This window comes from Acidovorax sp. Root70, from assembly GCF_001428225.1.
Lineage (GTDB): Bacteria > Pseudomonadota > Gammaproteobacteria > Burkholderiales > Burkholderiaceae_C > Acidovorax.
Window position 1 is genome coordinate 1 of sequence record NZ_LMHQ01000001.1, and the last position, 20,533, is coordinate 20,533.

Annotated in this window: 15 protein-coding genes and 1 pseudogene; 9 read left to right on the plus strand and 7 right to left on the minus strand. The window is 65.3% G+C overall.

The window, feature by feature from the left end:
* From ASD94_RS00005 to ASD94_RS00020, 4 genes and pseudogenes are all read right to left on the minus strand, one after another.
* Positions 1–1,362 (minus strand): bifunctional diguanylate cyclase/phosphodiesterase (locus tag ASD94_RS00005; RefSeq protein WP_156391312.1); only part of this gene is annotated, 1,362 nt, incomplete at both ends.
* Position 1,363: 1 nt separating this feature from the next.
* Positions 1,364–3,399: pseudogene (locus tag ASD94_RS00010) on the minus strand (PAS domain-containing protein); the annotation flags it as partial.
* Between the two features lie 209 nt (positions 3,400–3,608).
* Entirely contained in the window at positions 3,609–6,524 is a 2,916-nt protein-coding gene (locus ASD94_RS00015) for an aconitate hydratase (RefSeq protein WP_056636865.1), read from the minus strand.
* A 217-nt stretch (positions 6,525–6,741) separates the two neighbouring features.
* Entirely contained in the window at positions 6,742–7,149 is a 408-nt protein-coding gene (locus ASD94_RS00020) for a hypothetical protein (RefSeq protein ID WP_056636868.1), read from the minus strand.
* Between the two features lie 111 nt (positions 7,150–7,260).
* Here ASD94_RS00020 and ASD94_RS00025 point away from each other — a divergent pair, with 111 nt between their 5' ends.
* On the plus strand, positions 7,261–8,145 hold the full coding sequence (locus ASD94_RS00025) for a helix-turn-helix domain-containing protein (protein WP_056636871.1): 885 nt from the start codon (positions 7,261–7,263) through the stop codon (positions 8,143–8,145).
* Positions 8,146–8,404: 259 nt separating this feature from the next.
* Here the strand turns inward: ASD94_RS00025 and ASD94_RS00030 are convergent, their stop codons facing one another.
* Positions 8,405–8,707, minus strand: coding sequence for an H-NS histone family protein (locus ASD94_RS00030; RefSeq protein ID WP_056636872.1), 303 nt, complete (start codon positions 8,705–8,707; stop codon positions 8,405–8,407).
* Positions 8,708–9,167: 460 nt separating this feature from the next.
* Between ASD94_RS00030 and ASD94_RS00035 the strand changes: the two genes are divergently transcribed.
* On the plus strand, positions 9,168–10,010 hold the full coding sequence (locus ASD94_RS00035; protein WP_056636875.1) for a symmetrical bis(5'-nucleosyl)-tetraphosphatase: 843 nt from the start codon (positions 9,168–9,170) through the stop codon (positions 10,008–10,010).
* Between the two features lie 54 nt (positions 10,011–10,064).
* On the opposite strand, the gene ASD94_RS00040 is transcribed toward ASD94_RS00035, so the two are convergent.
* Both ASD94_RS00040 and ASD94_RS00045 read right to left on the minus strand, forming a co-directional pair.
* A complete protein-coding gene (locus tag ASD94_RS00040; RefSeq protein ID WP_056636876.1) occupies positions 10,065–11,111 on the minus strand; it encodes an FAD:protein FMN transferase in 1,047 nt (348 codons plus the stop codon).
* 12 nt (positions 11,112–11,123) lie between these two features.
* The gene (locus tag ASD94_RS00045) at positions 11,124–11,537 is read right to left on the minus strand and encodes a cytochrome c5 family protein (protein WP_056637610.1); all 414 of its coding nucleotides are present in this window, start codon (positions 11,535–11,537) and stop codon (positions 11,124–11,126) included.
* 192 nt (positions 11,538–11,729) lie between these two features.
* Here ASD94_RS00045 and ASD94_RS00050 point away from each other — a divergent pair, with 192 nt between their 5' ends.
* The 7 genes from ASD94_RS00050 to ASD94_RS00080 all read left to right on the plus strand — a co-directional run bounded on the left by ASD94_RS00050 (position 11,730) and on the right by ASD94_RS00080 (position 20,527).
* Complete coding sequence (locus ASD94_RS00050) at positions 11,730–12,086, plus strand: hypothetical protein (RefSeq protein WP_056636879.1); 357 nt, start codon at positions 11,730–11,732, stop codon at positions 12,084–12,086.
* 21 nt (positions 12,087–12,107) lie between these two features.
* Positions 12,108–14,033: a TAT-dependent nitrous-oxide reductase gene (gene nosZ, locus ASD94_RS00055; RefSeq protein ID WP_056636882.1), complete on the plus strand. Its 1,926-nt coding sequence runs from the start codon at positions 12,108–12,110 to the stop codon at positions 14,031–14,033.
* Between the two features lie 289 nt (positions 14,034–14,322).
* Positions 14,323–16,944, plus strand: coding sequence for a NosR/NirI family protein (locus ASD94_RS00060; RefSeq protein WP_056636885.1), 2,622 nt, complete (start codon positions 14,323–14,325; stop codon positions 16,942–16,944).
* The gene (locus ASD94_RS00065; RefSeq protein WP_156391304.1) at positions 16,944–18,221 is read left to right on the plus strand and encodes a nitrous oxide reductase family maturation protein NosD; all 1,278 of its coding nucleotides are present in this window, start codon (positions 16,944–16,946) and stop codon (positions 18,219–18,221) included. The genes ASD94_RS00060 and ASD94_RS00065 overlap by 1 nt, the downstream gene beginning before the upstream one ends.
* Complete coding sequence (locus ASD94_RS00070) at positions 18,196–19,140, plus strand: ABC transporter ATP-binding protein (RefSeq protein WP_082576689.1); 945 nt, start codon at positions 18,196–18,198, stop codon at positions 19,138–19,140. The genes ASD94_RS00065 and ASD94_RS00070 overlap by 26 nt, the downstream gene beginning before the upstream one ends.
* Before the next feature lie 2 nt (positions 19,141–19,142).
* Entirely contained in the window at positions 19,143–19,958 is an 816-nt protein-coding gene (locus tag ASD94_RS00075) for an ABC transporter permease (RefSeq protein WP_056636888.1), read from the plus strand.
* Positions 19,955–20,527 carry a nitrous oxide reductase accessory protein NosL gene (locus ASD94_RS00080; protein ID WP_056636890.1) on the plus strand — a complete coding sequence of 191 codons (573 nt, stop codon included), beginning with the start codon at positions 19,955–19,957 and terminating at the stop codon, positions 20,525–20,527. Before ASD94_RS00075 ends, ASD94_RS00080 begins: the two co-directional genes overlap by 4 nt.
* Positions 20,528–20,533 lie beyond the last annotated feature (6 nt).

The window sequence follows — 20,533 nt, forward strand, 5'->3', positions numbered from 1 at the left end:
CTCCCAAACAGATACCCCTGGAACCCCTCGCACCCATGCAGCCTCAGGAACGACAGCTGCCCCGTCGTCTCCACCCCCTCCGCCACCACCTCCAGGTCCAGGCTCTTGGCCAGCGCCAGGATGGTCCGAACAATCGCCGCGTCGTTCGGGTCTGTCAGCACGTCCCGCACGAAGCTCTGGTCGATCTTCACCTGGTCCAGTGGCAGGCGCTTGAGGTAGGACAGGGACGAGTAGCCGGTGCCGAAGTCGTCGAGCGCAAAGCCCACGCCTTCGCTTTTGAGTTGCACCATGCGTGCAATGGTGTCTTCGATGTCTCCCAGCAGCAGGCTTTCGGTGAGTTCGAGCTTGAGTTGCCGGGGGTCTGCGTTGTGGTTCTTGAGGGTTTGCAGCACTTCAGCCACGAAGCCGGGTTGGCGGAACTGGCGGGCGCTGACGTTGACGGAGATGGACAGGTGGGCGGTGTCCGGGTGTTGGCTCCAGCGCTGCAGTTGTTCGCAGGCGGTCTGGAGCACGTATTGGCCCAGGGGGAGGATGAGGCCGGTCTGTTCGGCCAGGGGGATGAAGTCGGCCGGGCTGATCATGCCGCGCTGGGGGTGGCGCCAGCGCACGAGGGCTTCTGCGCCCAGGAGGCGGGCGTGGTGGTCCACGACGGGCTGGTAGTGCACGAGCAACTCGCCCCGGGCCAGGCCCTGGCGCAGGTCGGCTTCGAGGTTGGAGCGGGCGTTCACCGCCGCTTGCATGTCGGGGTCGAAGAAGCGCTGGGTGTTGCGCCCTGCGGCTTTGGCCTGGTACATGGCCAGGTCGGCGCGTTTGAGCAGCTCGTCCACCGTGAGGCGTTCGTCGCCAAAGAGGGTGATGCCGATGCTGGGGGTGCTGTAGTGCTGGGCGCCGTCCAGGTCAAAGGGTTGGTTCAGGCTGGCCAGGAGTTTCTCGGCCACGGTTTCTGCCTGGGTGGCGGCGTTTTGCAGGTCGGGGGCCAGGGCTTCGAGCATGACGACGAATTCGTCGCCGCCAAAGCGGGCGACGGTGTCGGCTTCGCGCACGCTGCCCACCAGGCGGGTGGCGACCTGGGACAGAAGCTGGTCGCCCATGTCGTGGCCCAGGGTGTCGTTGAGGTCCTTGAAGTTATCGAGGTCGATGAACAGCAGGGCGCCGAGGTTCTTGGTGCGCTGGCAGGCGGCCAGGGAGCGTTGCAGGCGATCGAGCAGCAGGCGGCGGTTGGGCAGGCCGGTGAGGGCGTCGTAGAAGGCCAGGCGTTCGATCTCTTGTTCTGCTCGCTTGCGGTCTGTGATGTCCATGGTGAAACCATGAGAGACCACCGAGCCATCGGCCTCGCGGAGCAGCCTGGCGTTGCCCGACACGNCGATCGAGCAGCAGGCGGCGGTTGGGCAGGCCGGTGAGGGCGTCGTAGAAGGCCAGGCGTTCGATCTCTTGTTCTGCTCGCTTGCGGTCTGTGATGTCACGGCACACGCCCAGCAGACCCGTCACGCGGCCATGCAGGTCACGGATGGGCGTCTTGATGGTTTCGAACTGCCCCTGGTAGCCGTCCTCCGCAAAAGTGAGCGTTTCTTCGTACACCAGCGGTTGCCAGGCCTGCATGGCACGCTGGTCGTACTTGCGAAAGCGCTCGGCGTCGGCGGGTGCCACCAGGTCGAAATCGCTAAAGCCCACGATCTGGCTCTCCGGGTGGCCCGCAAAACGCTCGAACACCGGGTTGACCGACAGGTACACCCCGTTGGTATCTTTCATGAACACCATGTCCGGCATGGCATTGACCACGCTGGCCAGGTGCGCCTTTTGCTGGGCCAGCTCCTGCTCGATGCGCTTGAGCGCCGTCAAGTCGTAGGCAAACAGCACCACGGCAGCCACCCCCAAGGCAGTCACGCTTTCGGGCGCAATAGTGGTGTGGCGAAACTGCATGCCGTCGGGGCCGTCGATGCGGTTTTCAAACACCGCTGTCTCGCCCGCAAAGGCTTTTTCCAGGTGCGGATGGATGCGTGCAAACACTTCGGGCGCAATCACGTCCTGCAGCCGCTGGCCTTCCAGGGCCTGCGGCGTGGTGTACAGCCAGCGTGCCTGCTGTTCGTTGACGTACAGGACGCGCAGGTCACGGTCAATCCGCGACACACCGCCGGGCACATGGCGCAGCGTATTGGCCATCAGTGCCTGCTGGGCGTGCGCGGCCTCTTCGGCCTGGTGGTGGGCGGTGATGTCCGTTTGCACGCCGTCCCATAGCACTCGGCCATCCTGCAGTCGGCGCGGCGACGAACTCAGGTGCATCCAGCGCACCTGGCCATCGGTACGCCGCAACCGAAAAACCGCCTCCAGACTGGTCATGGACAGGTAGGACTGGCGCTCGGCCTGGCGGAGCCGGTCAAGGTCTTCCGGGAGGATCTGCCGGTACAGCACACCCGCGTCCCGCAGCACGTCTTCGGCACTCACCCCATTGAGCCGCTCGATGGCTTCGCCCATGTGCACACAATGCACGCGGCCATCCAGCTCGCGCACGATCTGGAACAACACGCTGTGCGGCAGGTTGCGCCCCAGCAAAGACAGACGCCCCTCGCTCTCGCGCAACCGGCTCTCAGCCTCCTGGATGCGCGCAAACGGGCGGCGGATGCCCGCTTCAAAGACCGCCTGGTACAGCAACGCGTAGGCCACCACCCGAAAACCATGGGCCAGCACCCCGCCCAGCGTTGAATGCCCGCCGAAAACGCCCACGGTGACCTCGCCACCCACGAACGCGGTGGCGGCCCAGGCGAACAGGCGCTCGCGCGGGGACTCCTCGCGGCGGCTGCGCCGGTACAGCAATACCGCGCAGGCACCCAGTGCCAGGGCAAGACCTGCGGCCACGGCCTGGCGCAGGGCTCCCTCCGCGGCATGCGCAAACCACTGCGGCAGGGGGCCGAGCGACGAGCCCGCCAGCACCAGCGTGACGCCCCCGGCCACTGCCAGCCAGGCGCGGCTAGGGCCCGGAGCCGACAGGCGCGTCGCGGTCAGGCCCAGCGTCAAGACCTCGGCCACGCGCGCCCAGGTGCTCAGCCACAGAGATATGTCGGCATTGCCCGACGGCATCTGTGCATCACCGGAATGCGCCAGGACCCCGTGCAGAAAATTACAGGCCGCCGCTATGCCGAAGCCCACCACCAGCACATTGGCACGCGCCTGCTCCGGCGCCTCCAGGGCGTGCAAGGAGACCGACACCACCAGTAGCCCCAGCAGCACCGCCACGAGCTCCAAAAACGGCTCCAGCCCATGCTGTGTGCCAACCCCATCTCCCAGCATTTGAGCCAGTGGCAGCACCACCAGCGCCAGCACCGCCACGACCAGCACCACGGTGATGGCGGGCGCGTCCGACCAGGGCACGCGCACTGTCGGAGGTCTGTTGGGAGGGGGCATGGACAACGGGATGAAAGGCAGTGCCAGCGAAATGGCCGCACAACGTCACAAGTGTATCTACACGTAAGGAAATGACCAGAGCGCTCGCCCCATGAAAAACGGGGCCGAAACCCCGTCCACGACATCCCGGGGCGGCGCTGCGCCCCAGCGTTGCGCGCACGCATCAGCGCAGAGCGCGATGCGGCAGCTAAGGAGGGTGCTGCGGGCCCTCAACCCTCCAGCAGCTGGCGCAACACAAAGGGCAGGATGCCCCCGGCCTGGTAATAGTCCACCTCGATGGGGGTGTCGATGCGCAGGGTGACCGTCACCTCCTGGCGTGTGCCATCGGCATGGTGGATGACCAGGCGTGCATCGCTTTGCGGGGTGAGTGCAGCGTCAGGCACCACGTCAATCACCTCATTGCCCGTCAGGCCCAGTGTCTCCCACGAATCGCCTGCCTTGAACTGCAGCGGCAGCACGCCCATGCCTACCAGGTTGGAGCGGTGGATGCGCTCGAAGCTGCGCGCCACCACGGCCTTGATGCCCAGCAGCTGCGTGCCCTTGGCGGCCCAGTCGCGGCTGGAGCCGGTACCGTATTCCTCGCCTGCGAACACCACGGTGGGCGTCTTCTGCGCCATGTATTGCATGGCCGCGTCAAAGATGAACATCTTCTCGCCCTGCAGCGGCCCCTCGTTCTGGAACACCGTGACGCCACCTTCCTCGCGCGAGCCGTCGGACTGCGGCGGGATCATGAGGTTCTTGATGCGCACGTTGGCAAAGGTGCCCCGTACCATCACATCGTGGTTGCCCCGGCGGGCACCATAGCTGTTGAAATCGGCCTTCTTCACGCCGTGCTGCAGCAGCCACTGGCCGGCTGGCGAACTCTCCTTGATCGAGCCCGCGGGCGAGATGTGGTCGGTGGTGATGGAGTCGCCAAACAGCGCCATGATGCGCGCGCCGTGCACGGCAGACGCGGCCGCCGCGCCCTGGTCGAGCGCAAACTGGGCAAAAAACGGCGGCTCGGCAATGTAGGTGCTGGCGGGCCATGTGTAGGCGGTGCCGCCCACGCCCTTGATCTTCTCCCACAGCGCACCGGGGTCGGTGGCCACCTTGGCGTAGTTCTCGCGGAAGGCCTTGCCGTTCATGGCGAACTTCAGCAGCGCATGCACTTCGTCGCTGGTGGGCCAGATGTCGCCCAGGTACACATCACGCCCGCCCTTGCCTTTGCCCACGGGCTCGGTCATCAGGTCCTTGAGCACCGTGCCCGCAATGGCGTAAGCCACCACCAGCGGCGGACTGGCCAGGAAGTTGGCCTTGAGGTTGGGATGGATGCGCGCCTCGAAGTTGCGGTTGCCTGACAGCACCGCCGCGCACACCAGGTCGTTGCTGGTGATGACCTCGTTCAGCTCGGGCGTAAGGTCGCCCGCGTTGCCGATGCAGGTGGTGCAGCCATAGCCTGCCAGCGCAAAGCCCAGCTTTTCCAGGTACGGCAGCAACCCGGTCTGCGTGAGGTATTCGGTGACGATGCGCGAGCCCGGCGCCAGCGAGGTCTTGATGTGTGGCTGCACCTTAAGCCCCGCCTCTACCGCCTTCTTGGCCAGCAGGCCCGCGGCCAGCAGCACGCTCGGGTTGCTGGTGTTGGTGCAACTGGTGATGGCGGCAATCAGCACATCACCATTGCCCACGGTAGGGTCAGCCCCCTTGGCGGGCAATGTGGCCGTGCGGGCCTGATCGTGTGCGGTGGCCAGGGCGGGTTTGTTGGCCTCCATCTCCACCATCGAGCGCGGAGCACCCGCCGGGGTGGGTTTGCCGTCTGGCGCAACGTCGGCGACCACCTCGGCGGCGCGGTGGATGTGATGGCGCGTGTGCAGCAGTTCGGCCGGGCGGTTGAAGCCATTTTGTGCATTGGGCTTGCTGAACAGGTCGGCAAACTGGCTGCTGACCTTGCCCAGCTCGATGCGGTCCTGAGGGCGCTTGGGACCTGCGAGGCTGGGCGTCACGCTACCCAGGTCCAGCCTCACCACCTGCGAGTAGTCCACCTCGCCCGCCAGCGGCACGCCAAACAGTCCCTGTGCCTTGAAGTAGGCCTCGAAGGCTTCGATCTCACCCTTGGTACGGCCCGTGCCCTTGAAGTAGTCGATGGTCTTTTCGTCGACCGGGAAGAAGCCCATGGTGGCGCCGTATTCGGGCGCCATGTTGCCGATGGTGGCGCGGTCGGGCAACGCCAGGGTGCGCGTGCCTTCGCCGAAAAATTCGACGAACTTGCCCACCACCTTGTGCTGGCGCAGCAGCTCGGTCACCGTCAGCACCAGGTCGGTGGCGGTCACGCCCTCGCGCAGCTGGCCCGTCATCTCGAAGCCCACCACATCGGGGGTGAGGAAGTACACGGGTTGTCCCAGCATGGCGGCCTCGGCCTCGATGCCGCCCACGCCCCAGCCCACCACGCCAATGCCGTTGATCATGGTGGTGTGGCTGTCGGTGCCCACCAGGGTGTCGGGGTAGTAGACGCCATCTTTGCGCTTGTGCATGCCGCGCGCCAGGTATTCGAGGTTGACCTGGTGCACGATGCCGAAGCCCGGGGGCACTACGCCAAAGGTGTCAAAGGCCTGCATGCCCCATTTCATGAACTCGTAGCGCTCGCGGTTGCGCTGGAATTCGAGCTTCATGTTCAGGTCGAGCGAATTCTTCTTGCCGTAGTGGTCCACCATGATGGAGTGGTCTACCACCAGATCTACGGGCACCAGGGGTTCGATCTTCTTGGGGTTCTTGCCCAGTTTGGCGGCCACGCTGCGCATGGCGGCCAGGTCGGCCAGCAGCGGTACGCCGGTGAAGTCCTGCAGCACTACGCGCGAGACCACAAAGGGGATCTCGTCCTTGCGCTCGGCGTTCGGCGCCCAGTGGGCCAGTTGCTGCACATGCTCGGCCGTCACCTTGCGGCCATCGCAGTTGCGCAGTACCGATTCGAGCACGATGCGGATCGACACGGGCAAGCGCTGGATCTGCGGGAACTGCTTGGCCAGCGCGGGCAGGGAGTAGAGCTTGCCCTCCTTGCCCGATGCGGTCTTGAAGCCCTTGAGGGTGTTGGCAAAGGCGTGGCGGACGGGCTTGGACGATGGGGTGGCTTGCAGCTTCGACGATGAGGCCATGGCGAACTCCTTGAAAAGGCAACAGCGTCTATTCTGGCAGTCCCCCATGACGGCGCAATCACCGGGGATATGCCGCTGCAGTCCGCCCGCCGCGCCCACCCCGCGCCACCGCCAGCACCCTGTGCCACACCCCTTTTGAGATCAAAAACGGCGTATGCGGTACATCTACATGCCTGCAATGCTATTAAATGTGCAGCACCAGCGATTCCAATGCCAACTACGCAGCAACCCAGGCGGGCAGGCGGCGCGCCCCCATCCACTGCAGTTCGGCAAGCACCGCCACTGACACCACGTGCACCAACAGATAGGCCTGGCCAAGCAACGTGGGGGCTACAGCGCTGCCGAGCAGCAAGGCCAGGCTGGCCAGCGCCCAGGCAAAGTTGGCAACGATCAGTAACCACAATCCGCCGCGTGGCATGGCGGGCGCGCGTGCAATGCCGATGGCCAGCGCCCCGTAGCCCAGCAGCATCACGCCCGACGCCACCAGCAGACCGGGCGACAACCCCAGCCATTCGGCCAGTGACGCCGTCAGCAGCAGATGCAGGGCGCCCAGCAGCAGCCCGGTGGACGCATCGAACCAGACCACAGCACGCAAGAACGAGGGAGAAGACAGCAGGTTGAACATGACAAGCTCCTTGGGGGGTTGAAGAAGGCTGCATCGTTGCCGCTGCAGCGCATGGCGTCGATGACGTGCCAGGTAATGGCCTGCGCGCCGGTTGGGCCTAGGATGCAAGGCATGACATCCACACCGGCCACACCTGTCACCCCTTCCCGTCGAACCCCGCGCCATCCGCTGCCGCACCGGGCTGCGGCGGCGGGGCTTGCCAGTTTTGGTGACCACCTGCGCACGTGGCGCCAGCAGCGGCACCTGAGCCAGCTGGAGCTGGCCGACGAAGCGGACATCTCCACACGCCATGTGAGCTTCATGGAGACTGGCCGCACCAACCCCAGTCGCGACATGGTGCTGCGCCTGTGCGAGCGCCTGGCCATCCCGCTGCGCGAGCGCAATGCCCTGCTGGTAGCAGCGGGCTACGCCCCGATGTACCGCGAACGCGCGCTGGACGACCCCGCCCTGGCTGCCGCGCGCCAGGCGGTGGAGCTGGTGCTCAAGGGCCACGAGCCCTGCCCCGCCATCGCGCTCGACCGCTGCTGGAACGTGGTGGCCGCCAACCGCGCTGCGCAAGCCCTGCTGGCTGCGCACGTCAGCCCCGAACTGCTTGCGCCGCCCGTCAATGTGTTCCGCCTGAGCCTGCACCCGCAGGGCCTGGCTTCACGCATTGCCAATCTGGCGCAATGGCGCCACCACCTGTTCGAGCGCCTGCGCCAGCAGATTCAGGCCACCGCCGACCCGGCGTTGCTGGCACTGCAGGCCGAACTGCTCGAATACCCCACGCCCGATGAATCTGCTCCGCTCGTCATGGAGGGTGAAATGCTGGGGGTGGTGATGCCCTTTTGTTTCAAGAGCGTGCACGGCATGCTGTCGCTCATCAGTACCACCACGATATTCGGCACCCCGGTGGATGTGACCTTGCAGGAGTTGGCGGTGGAGTCGTTTTTCCCGGCCGATGCATTTACTGCAGAGGTACTGCGAAAGATAGCGCGGCAATATGGTGCCGGTTGAGCAACCAGCACAGGCTTACCGGCACCGCGCCGAGAAGGTTTTTGACACCCTGGTAAAACCCAGCTTGGGCAACGAGGGTTTGCGATAAACACCCCGTGAATGCGGATGGCAGATGTTTTTCCGCAGGCACCCGGTGCCGATTGGCAAGTGCAGAGGCGTCACGAATCAGCGCTGGCGCGGCAAGCTCTGCATCGAATGCCGGATTCAAAAAAATAGCCCGCAAAGGCGGGCTATTTTTCTAACGCAGCAGATCTGCTTTTCAGATGGCGAATTTTTCGCGGTTTTCGTTTTGAATCCACTTGGGGGCCTTGCCGCGGCCGGTCCAGGTCTGGCCGGTGGCAGGGTCACGGTATTTGGGCGCCACTTTGGTGCCTGCAGTAGAACTGCGGCCAACCTTGCCTGCAGCCTTGCCCGCAGGGAACACGTCCTGGGCGGTCAGACCATATTCGGCCACCAGGGCGCGCACTTGGGCGACAGCGTCCGACAATTCTCGGCGACGGGCTTCGCTGATTTGTTGCTCAAGCGCTTCACGCTGCTTCAAAAGTTCTTTGTAGCTGGTCATGGTGTCTGATTAAGGAAATGGGGTTGGAGACAGCGCGATTATATGGATAACCGCCTGTCACACACGCGAGGTAGCATTTTTTGTATTAAGAAGCCACAGATTTTTGGCAAGGCATATTCATGCCTTGGCTATCTCCCCCTTGGCCTCAGCGCTTCCCTGCTTTAACGGGCACCTCGGGAAGGACGAATACCCCGACCAAAGCGATTGCCCCTGGGCAAGCGCCTCGAATATCCAGCGGGCCTACCCAGTTTGCACGCCTACTGCAGGCAAAGGTCCTGTTTCTGCCATCAAAATTCCGGCAGAGTGTTATGGCGCTCGCACAGCCTCGGGGCCAAGCAGACCAGCGTTGGGGTACCACAGCTCGCCACAGGCGGTTCTGATCCACGCCATCACAACGCCCGCAGGGCGATCAGCAGAAAATCGACGCTTTGCTGCATCACGCTCACCACCAAAAACCATCATGGCTCTTTACTGTATCGGCGATATCCAGGGCTGCGACAGCGCGCTGGAACGCCTGCTGGACACCATCGGCTTTTCTGCCAGCCGCGACACGGTGTACCTGCTGGGGGACCTCGTCAACCGAGGCCCCGATTCCGCCGCCGTGCTGCGCCGCTGCGCGCGCCACGGCGACGCCATCCGCTGCTTGCTGGGCAATCACGACCTGCACCTGCTGGCCGCAGCGCACGGCGCACGCAAGCCCTCCCGACGCGACACCTTGGCGTCGGTGCTGGACGCCCCGGACCGTAATGCACTGCTCGACTGGCTGCAACAGCAACCCCTGGCACGCACGCACGCGCATGCCGGTCAGCCTCTGTTGATGGTGCATGCGGGCGTGGTACCCGACTGGACCGCCGCCGACACCCTGGCGCGCGCACAGGAGGTCAACGCCGTGCTGCGCAGCCCGGACCTGCCCGCCTTCTTGCACACGATGTACGGCAACACACCAGACCGCTGGAGTGACACCCTCACCGGCACGGACCGGCTGAGGGTGATCGTGAACGTGCTGACGCGCATGCGCTTTTGCTCGCCCGAGGGCGTGATGGATTTTGAAAGCACCGAGGGCGCCAGCGCCGCCCCTGCGGGCCTGATGCCCTGGTTTGAGGCACCAGGACGGCGCACGGCCGGCACGCTGACGGCCTTTGGCCACTGGTCCACACTGGGCTGGCTCAACCGCAGCGACCTGCTCGGGCTGGACACGGGCTGTGTGTGGGGCGGCTGCCTGAGCGCCGTGCGCTTTGGCGCGACGCTGGCGGAGCGCGAACTGCTCCAGGTGCACTGCGAGCAGGCCCAGGCCCCAGGCTGAGACCCTGTGGACGACCTCGCAAGCGCCCGCAAGCATGCTGCGAGCGCCGCGGGCTCAAGACGGCATGGGCTCCAGCAAGGCCGACATGGAAGCAGACTGCCAGACTTCGCCATCCTGCCCGGCGATCAACACGGCCAGCCCCGGCATGCGCTGCGCCAGCGCCCTGCCCGCCTGTGGGCCCCGCACCATCAGCGCAGCGCCCAGTCCGTTGACAGCCGCCACATCCCGCGCCACCAGACTCACGCCATGCACGCCCGATGCCGGACGCCCCGTGCGCGGGTTGAGCACATGGTGCTGGCGCTGGCCTTCGTGGAAGAAGAAACGCTCGTAGTCGCCTGACGAAGCCACCACACCAGTACCCGCCACGGCCACGACACCCAGCAGGCGCTCGGGAGACCGCGGGTCGCGCAGGCCCACGCGCCAGGGCCGGCCTTGCCACAACCCCTGGGTCAGCACGTCGCCGCCGCCGTTGATCATGGCGTTCTCCACCCCCTCGGAGCGCAGCACGTTCATGCCCGCTTCGAGAATAGGGAGTTTGGCGATACCGCCCAGGTCCAGCGCCATGCCCTGGCGGGCCAGGTAGGCAGAGCCAGCGGCAACGTCCAGCACCAGGCTGCGCGCATCCACCAGCGGCAGTTGCCGCGCGATCTCGCTGGCGCCGGGCACCACCTTTTCGCCGGGGCCAAAGTTCCAGGACTTGAAAGCCCCCACGGTCACGTCAAAGGCCCCACGGCTCACTGCCGACACGCGCTGAGCGCTCTGCAGAACCGCCATGACCTCGGCCGGGACTTTCACCGGGGTCACGCCCGCCGCCAGGTTGATGCGACTGACCACGCTGAGCGGCTGGTAGCGGCTCATGAGCGCTTCCAGCCTCTGCATCTCTGCATAGGCCCGGTCCATGGCGTGGCGCAGCACCAGGGCGTCAATGCCCTCCACCGCCATATCCACCTGCGTGCCCATCAGTGACCGCGAGCTGCGTTCAGACACCACCCGCGCGCCCGCTGACGCGCCAACAGCCCAGGCAGCGCCACCCAGCAAGGGCAGCGCCATCACCACGCGACGGCGCGACAGGCCGGCGGGGCGCAGAGAAGCTTGCTGCATGGCGCCCTCCGCTCAGAGCGACTTGTCGGCCATGAAGTCCACGGCGGCCTTGACCTCGGCATCGGTCAGATTGGCTGCGCCGCCCTTGGCGGGCATCATGCCCTTGGCGCCGGTAAAGCCCTCGATCGCGTGCTTGTACAGCGTGTCCTTGCCCTGGGCAATGCGCGGGCCCCAGTCGGCCTTGTCGCCCGGCTTGGGAGCACCGGCCACGCCCGCGGCATGGCACATGGCGCAGGTCTTGCCAAACACGCCCTTGCCCACTTCATTTTCTGCAACAGCCGGGGCGGCGGGGGCCGCTGCGGGCGCCGGGGCCGTCACCGCAGCGGGGGCAGCCGCTGCCGGTGCGGGCTCCGACTTCTTGTCGCCACAGCCGGCCAGCAGTGCGGCCAAGATCGCTACGGCGACCATCACGGTTTTCTTTTGCATCGCATACATCCTGTTCTTGGTGGTTGAAAAGTATCTGAGAGGGCCTGTGACTGCGCGCGAAATGCATCCAGCACCACTTCAGACCGGTGCATGGACTGTAGATGCAAGAGGCACTTTTGGGCAGGTGCAGGCCTCGCCGAAACATGATCCAGATCAAATTGATTCATATTACATGAATCTATTATCCACCCCATGCAAAGCCATCAAACCCTCCGAAACCTGCGCCTTTGGGTGCTGGCGTGGTTTGTCATGGCGCTCGGTGCGGCGGCGGCTTCGCCGCTGATAGCGCCCCGAGGTCTGGAGCTGGTCTGCTCCGGCACGGGCGGCACCCGGCTGGTGATGAAGGCCGCCGAGGGCCTGGTGGCTGCAGATGCCACAGGCCTCGATTGCCCCTTGTGCCTGGCGGCCGACGCGCCACCTGCCACCCCGCCTGCAGCCACTACCACCACCGCTGCCCCCACCTTTCAGCCCCGCTTTCACACCTCACTTTCCGCTCGCACAGGGATGGCGCTCAGCCCCCCTGCGCGAGCACCACCCCTTTTCAACTGAGCGATCCCAAAGAGGAAAACCATGACCGAGAGAAAAGACAGTCCCCTTCCCGCAGCTGGCCTGGGCCGACGCAGTTTCATCAACACGGCAGCCCTGGTGGGCCTGACCGCAGGCGTCGCCGCCTGCAATGAAAAGCCCAGCGCCGCCACACCAGCGGCTCCGGCACCGGCAGCCCCCGCGGCCAGCCATGCCGCCACGGGTGCCAACCCGCACCTCAAGCCCGGTGAGCTGGACACCTACTACGGTCTCTGGAGCGGCGGCCACACGGGCGACATGCGCGTGCTGGGTCTGCCATCAGGCCGCGAAATCACCCGCATTCCTTGCTTCGTGCCTGACGCCCTGGTGGGCTGGGGCATCACCAACGAATCCAAGGCCGTGATGGGCACCAAGGCCGACGGTCACCTCGAATACACGGTGGCGGATACCCACCACACCCACGCCTCGTACAAGGACGGCAACTACGACGGCCGCTACGCCTGGATCAACGACAAGATCAACAGCCGCGTCGCCCGCATCCGCCTCGACTATTTCATCTGCGACAAGATCACCAAGCTGCCCAACGTGCAGGGCTTTCACGGTATCTTCCCGGACAAGGCCGACCCGGTGGACCCCGCCATCAACTACACCACCCGCGTGTTCTGCGGCGGTGAGTTTGCGATCCCCATGCCCAACACCGGCACCGAAGACGCCAGCAAATACCGCTCCATGTTCAGCTGCGTCGATGCAGAAACGATGGAAGTGCGTTGGCAGGTGCTGATTGACGGCAACTGCGACCTGGTCGCCACCTCGTACGACGGCAAGCTGGCCGCCACCAACCAGTACAACACCGAGATGGGCGCGAAGTACGAGGACATGATGTCCGCCGAGCGCGACGCCTGCCTGTTCTTCAACGTGGCCCGCATCGAAGCCGCCGTGAAGGCTGGCAAGTTCAAGACCATCGGCACCAGCAAGGTGCCCGTGGTGGACGGCACGCACGAAGCCAACAAGGACCCCAAGACGGCCCTGACGGCCTACGTGTCGGTGCCCAAGAACCCCCACGGCGTGAACGCCAGCCCCGATGGCAAGTACTTCATCTGCGCCGGCAAGCTCTCGCCCACCGGCACCGTGATCGAACTGGCCAAGGTGCTCGACTACTTTGAAGGCAAGCTCGAAAAACTGGACTCCGCCATCGTGGCTGAAGTGGAACTGGGCCTGGGCCCACTGCACACTGCGTTTGACGGCCGTGGCAATGCCTACACCACCCTCTTCCTGGACAGCCAGGTCGTGAAGTGGAACGTAGAGGCCGCCATCAAGTTCCACGCCGGTGACAAGACCGCCAAGTACGTGGTGGACCGTCTGGACGTGCAATATCAGCCTGGCCACTTGAACGCCTCGCAGTCCGAAACCAAGGCTGCCGACGGCAAGATCCTGGCGGTGGGTTGCAAGTTCTCCAAGGACCGCTTCCTGCCCGTGGGCCCGCTGCACCCCGAGAACGAACAGCTCATCGACATCTCGGGCGAGAAGATGGTGCTGCTGGCCGACCACCCCGTGCGCGGCGAGCCCCATGACTTCATCATCTTCAAGCGCGACTTGGTGCGCCCCAAGCAGGTCTACACGCTCGACGAGTTCCCGCTGGCCGTCAAGGACCCCAAGGAATCCGGCGTGTTCCGCAATGGCAAGAAGGTCACCGTGAAGCTGACCTCGCAAGCCCCGGCCTTCAGCCTGCGCGAGTTCAAGCTCAAGAAGGGTGACGAAGTCACGCTGATCCTGACCAACCTGGACAAGATCGAAGACTTGACCCACGGCTTTGCGATCCCGAACTACAACGTGAACTTCATCGTGAACCCGCTGGAGACCAAGTCGGTGAGCTTCGTGGCCGACAAGCCCGGTGTGTTCTGGTGCTACTGCACGCACTTCTGCCACGCACTCCACCTGGAAATGCGCACGCGGATGATTGTGGAGGGGTGATTCGGAGCATCCCCCTGAGGCGCGACCGCTCGGTGCAGCCGCCAGAGGCGGCAGCTCTTCAGGACCGTCCAAGCCTGCGCAGGCAGGCTTGGAGCCGCGGCCCTCAGCCCCTTCTCTCTGCGCGCTTCGCGCTCCGGGAAGGGGGACGATGCACTCGCTGCGGGGCGGCCCTTGCTCTGCATCCCTGGCCTGGGGGCGCGCCAGTTGTCGTGTTTGCGCACCATTTCGAATCATATTGGCCGCTAGCGCTTGAAGAATATGCGCTGGCAGCTATCAAAAAGATAGTCCCATGATGTCCCTCCGTCGGCAGTTCGCCACGCTTCTTCTGGTCTTGTTGGCAGCACTTTGGCTCGCGCCGCGCGCGCATGCTGCGGCAGGCGCCTACGAGGCAGAGCTGCCTGCGGAACTCTCCACTGCGCGCGACATGTGCGCGCTGGTGCCGTGCAAGGACGTGTTTCCCGGCGCCAGTCATTTTTCTGAACGCAAGGGCCAGCCGCCCTATGTAGAGGCTTACGACAACGACGGTGCCCAGAAAAAGCTGCTGGGCTACGTCATGTTGTCCACCGACATCACCGACACCCCCGCCTACTCCGGCAAGCCCGTGGTCACGCTGATTGGCATGGACACGCAGGGCCGCTTTGTGGGCGTGAAGGTGCTCAAGCATTCCGAGCCCATCCTGCTGCTGGGCATCCCTGAATCGGCACTGCTCAAATTCAACGCCCAGTACCTGGGCAAGTCGGTATCCGACAAGATCGAGGTCGGCCAGTCGCGCCCCGATGAGAACGTGCTGGGCCTCGATGCCATCTCAGGCGCCACCGTCACCGTCATCGCGCAGAACCAGGTCATGATGACCTCAGGCTCGGCCGTGGCACGGCAGGTGGGCATCCTCGCGCCCACCGTGCGCGAACCCGCTCGCTATGTCGAAACCGGCAAACGCCTCACCTGGGCCGAACTGGTGCAACAAGGCACCGTACAGCGCCTGCGGGTGCTGCCCGAACAGGTGGGCCTGGACAAGGGCCCCGACCCATTCATCGAGCTGTGGTTTGGTGATCTGAACCACCCCGACCTGGGCAAAAGCCTTCTGGGTGAGAACGGCTGGAACAACCTGCGCCTGCAGCTCAAGGAGGGCGAACACGCCTTCTTCATCATCCGCACCGGCGGCAAGGAATCCTTCAAGGGCTCGGGCTTTGTGCGCGGCGGTATTTACGACCGCGTGCAGGTGCGCCAGGGCGCAGACTCATTCACCTTCCGCGATCTGGACGCGCTCAATCTCTATGGCATCGAGGCCGCAGGTGCACCCAGCTACAACGAATCGGTCATCTTCATCATCCGCTCACCCGCGTTCTCGGCCGCCTACCCATGGAAGCTGAGCTTTCTGGGCAACCGCGTAGACCGCGCCACCGGCACCCGCAGCTTCACCAGTTTTGACACACCCTACTGGCTGCCCGCCAGCACGCTGCAGGGCGGTCGCCCCACCATCGAGGAGCCCGACGCCCCCTGGGTGCGCGTGTGGAAGTCGCGTGCGGTGGAGATTGCACTGTTCGCCGTGCTGCTGGTCGCCGTGGGTGTGGTGTACGCGCTGCGCGAGAAGCTCACCCGCCTGTCCACCCACAAGAACAAATGGCCCGTCAACGGCTTCAAGTACAGCTTCTGGGCCCTCAGCATTGGCTGGATCGGCTTTGGCGCCATGGCCCAGCCCTCCATCACGCAGGTGCTGACCTGGTTCCACTCGCTGCTGTTCCAGTGGACCTGGTCGCTGTTCCTGTCCGACCCGTTCATCTTCCTGTTCTGGATCTTCATCATCGTCACCGTGTTCCTGTTCGGCCGTGGTCTGTTCTGCGGCTGGATGTGCCCGTTCGGTTCGCTGCAGGAGGCGATCTACAAAGTCGCCCGGGTCGTGGGCCTCAAGCGGTTCCAGACACAGCTGCCGCAAAAGTGGCACGACCGACTCAAGTGGGTCAAGTACGCGGTGTTCTTCGGGCTGCTGGTGGTGTCGATGTTCTCCATGGGCCTCGCTGAGAAGCTGGCCGAGGTAGAGCCGTTCAAGACCACCTTCCTGGTGGGCGTGATGAACCGCGCCTGGCCTTACAGCCTGTTCGTGGCGGCCATCCTGGGCGTGTCGATCTTCATCGAGCGGCCTTACTGCAAGTACATCTGCCCGCTGGGCGCGTCGCTGGCCATGCCCAGCACCTTCCGCTGGTTCGGCCTCAAGCGCAAGCAGGACTGCAACAGCTGCAAGGCCTGCGCCGTGGGCTGCGGTGCCCAGGCGATTGATGCCGACGGCCGCATCGACCACCGCGAATGCCTGCACTGCCTGGACTGCATGGTGCTGTACACCGACACCAAGGGCTGCCCGCCCCTTGCCAAAGAGCGCAAGCGCCGCGAGAAGGATGGCCTGGAGATCACGCCCATCGGCAAGAACGGCTACTTCATCCCGATCCACCCCGCCACGGTGCAGGACCAGATCTCGGCCAAGGCCGCCAAGGGGCCCGACCCACGCATGCCCACAACGCCTGCGCACCCCGCCCACAAGGCTGGAAGCCAAGGCCTGCGCTGGGTCTGGCTGGAGCTGGTGGACCACCTGTGGCCCTGGAGCCGCGAAGGCTGGGCATCGCGCCGCGCGCTGCAGATCGCAGGCTTCTCGCTCGCCATCGCCGCCAGCGTGGCCTGGGTGATGACGGCCATGGGCTCGCTGTCGTCGGGCGCCATCATTGGCTGGTGGTTTGGCTGGAGCGTGTACGAGGTGCTGATCCGCCTGTCGGGCAAGCGCTATGTGAAGGACGGCCCGTGGTGGCGCGACCAGTACCGCCGTGCGGGCGTGATGGACATGTTGAGCTATGTGGGCTTCAAGAATCTGTTGATTGGCGCGGCACTGTTCCTGGCCATTAAGACCCTGGTGGGGCTGGCGTAATGAAGCCCCCCCTTGCCCTCACTGCGTTCCTGGCGCTTGCGACGTGCCTCCTGGCCCTGCCCGCCAGCGCCGCCACCGTGCAGGTCCGCCCTGGCCAGGACCTGCAAGCCGCCATCCAGGCTGCCGCGCCGGGCGACACGGTGGAGGTACAGCGTGGTTTCTACCGCGTGAACTTGCGCATCGACAAGGCCCTGACCCTGCGCGGCATCGACCGCCCCACGCTCAGCGGCGGCCAGACGGGCGACACCATCCGCGTCACCGCGCCCGACGTGGTGATCGAGGGCCTGATCGTGCGCGACTCGGGCACCAGCCTCAAGGACCAGAACGCAGGCATCTACGTCTACCCCGGCGCCCACCGCACCGTGGTGCGCAACAACGACCTCACCTACAACCTGTTTGGCCTGTGGATCGAGAAGGCCAACGACGTGCAGGTGCTGCACAACACCATCACCGGCCTGCGCGACGTGGGCTCGTCGCAGCGCGGCAACGGCGTGCAGCTGTACAACACCACGGGTGCCCGCATCGAAGGCAACCACATCAGCTTTGTGCGCGATGCGCTGTATGTGGACGTGTCGCACCACGCCATCTTCCGAAGCAACAAGCTGCACCACAGCCGCTACGGCACACACTACATGAACTCCTACTACAACCTGTGGGAGGACAACGACACCTACCTGAACAGAGGCGGCTTGGCCCTGATGGAGGTGCGCGACCAGGTGGTGCGCAACAACCGCGCGTGGGGCAACAGCGACCACGGCATCATGCTGCGCACCCTGCAGGACTCGGTCATCGAGAACAACGTGGTGGCCGAAAACGGCCGGGGCTTTTTTATCTACGACGTGGAATACATCACCCTGCGTGGCAACCTGGTGGCCCGCAACACGGTGGGCGTGCACCTGTCGGCGGGTTCCAAGAACAACAAGGTCAACGGCAACGACTTCATCGGCAACCGCGAGCAGGTCCGCTACGTGGGTGCTCGTGACGAGCGCTGGGGCACTGAAGGCGGCAACCACTGGAGCAACTACCTGGGCTGGGACCGCGACGGCAACGGCGTGGGCGACGTGCCCTATGAGGCCAACGACATGGTGGACCGCTTGACCTGGCGCCATCCCACCATCAAGCTGCTGCTGGCCAGCCCTGCCGTACAGGCGCTGCGCCTGGTGGGCCAGCAGTTTCCGGTGCTGCGCGTGCCCACGGTGGTGGACCCCCAACCCCGCATGCAACCGAACCAACCCCAACGGAAGTTTCAGCGTGACACGCAACCCTCCCCCCATTGACCTGAGCGAGCCCCCCGCCATCGAGGTGCAGGGCGCGCACAAGCACTACGGCGCACTGCATGCCGTGGACGGCATCGACCTGCGCGTGGCACGCGGCGAGATCTTCGGCCTCATCGGCCACAACGGCGCGGGCAAGAGCACGCTGTTCAAGATGATCCTGGGCCTGGTGCCCGCCACCTCGGGCGAGATCCGCGTGGGCGGCGCCACGGTGCAGGGGCGCGACTTTCGCGCCGCCCGCCGCCACCTGGGCTACCTGCCAGAAAACGTCGTGCTCTACGACAACCTGAACGGCCTGGAGACGCTGCACTTCTTCGCGCGCCTCAAGGGGTCGCCGCTCGCGCAATGCCCGGCGCTGCTCGAGCGCGTGGGCCTGGCCGGTGCCGGCAAGCGCGCCGTGCGCGAGTATTCCAAGGGCATGCGCCAGCGCCTGGGGTTTGCACAGGCCCTGCTGGGTGAGCCGCAGGTGCTGCTGCTCGATGAGCCCACCAACGGCCTCGACCCGCAGGCCATCCGCGACTTCTACGCCACGCTGCGCGAACTGCAGGCGGTGGGGGTCACCATCGTCATCACCTCGCACATCCTGGCCGAGCTGCAGGAGCGCGTGGACCGCCTGGCCATCCTGGCCTCCGGCAAGCTGCAGGCCCTGGGCAGCGTGCAGGCGCTGCGCGAGCAGGCGCACATGCCGCTGACCATCGAGCTCGCACTGAACGACGCGGACGTACCCGCCGCCGTGCTGGCCCTCGCGCCGCTGCAAGGCCTCACGTCCACAGCCCACGCTGGCGGCCTCACGGTCATCTGCCCGCGCGACGCCAAGATGGCCGTGCTGGGCGCACTGGCGCCGCTGGGCACGCGGCTGCGGGACGTGAACATTTACGAACCGTCCCTCGAAGACGTGTACTTCGACCTGCGCAAGGGCTAGCCATGGAATTCCACCAAATCTTCACCATCGCGGGCAAGGAGTTCCGCGACCGCATGCGCAACCGCTGGGTGCTGGCCGTGGCGCTGGTGTTCACCGTGTTCTCGCTGGCCATTGCCTACTTTGGCGGCGCGCAGCAAGGCACGGTGGGCTTTCGCTCCATCGAGTTCACCATTGCCAGCCTGGTCAGCCTCGTCATCTACCTGATCCCGCTGATTGCGCTGCTGCTGGGCTTTGACGCCATCGTGGGCGAACGCGAGCGCGGCTCGCTCGATCTGCTGCTGTCCCTGCCCATCACGCGGCTGGAGCTGCTGCTGGGCAAGTACCTGGGGCTGGCGGCGGCGCTCACGCTCTCCACGCTGGCGGGGTTCGGGCTGGTGGCCGTGCTGCTGTACCAGCAGTTCAACTGGGCGGGCCTGTTCCACTACGGCGGCTTCATGCTCAGCTCGGTGCTGCTGGGGCTGGCCTTCCTGAGCCTGGCCGTGCTGCTGTCGGTACTTACCCACGAGCGCACCCGCGCTTCGGGCCTAGCAATTGCCGCCTGGTTCTTCTTTGTGCTGGTGTTTGACCTGCTGCTGCTGGGCGCCCTGGTGGCCACCGGCGGCAGCGTGGGCGGCGAGGCCGTGGCCTACCTGCTGCTGCTCAACCCGGCCGACGTTTTTCGCATCCTCAACGTGTTTTCGCTGGACGACGTGCGCACCCTGTACGGCCTCACCAGCATCGTGCCCCCTGCCCTGGCCAAGCCATGGCTGATGGGCGCGGTGATGGCGGGCTGGATCGTGCTGCCCCTCGGCCTGGCGAGCTGGAGATTCAAACCATGACAACCCCTTCATACCAATGCGCCTGCGCCACCCGGCGCCAACTGCTGGGCTGGGCGGCCCTCGCATCGCTGGGCACGCTCACGGGCCTCGCGGGGCTGACCGGTTGCAGCCAGGCAGACAACAGCGCGCAATCCCTCCAGCCCGTGGAGATCGACCGCACCACCAGCTGCGAACTCGACGGCATGCTGCTGGCCGACTACCCCGGCCCCAAGGCGCAAGTGCGCTTTGCGGGGCAGGACAAGCCTTCGTACTTTTGCGACACGGTGGAGCTGTTCAGCACCCTGCTGGCCGGCGAGCAGGTGCGCGCCGTGCAGGCCGTGTACGTGCAGGACATGGGCCAGGCCGACTGGGACGCGCCCAAGGGCCACTGGATCGACGGCAAGACCGCCATCTACGTGGTCGGCGGCAAGCGCCACGGCTCGATGGGCCCCACCATTGGCAGCTTTGCACAAGAGGCCGACGCCAAGAAGTTCGCCGCCGAATATGGCGGCAAAGTGCTGCGCTTTGCCGAGATCACGCCCACCATGGTGGACCTGAGCGGCGGCGCGCAGCACGACACGCGCATGTGAGCAGCC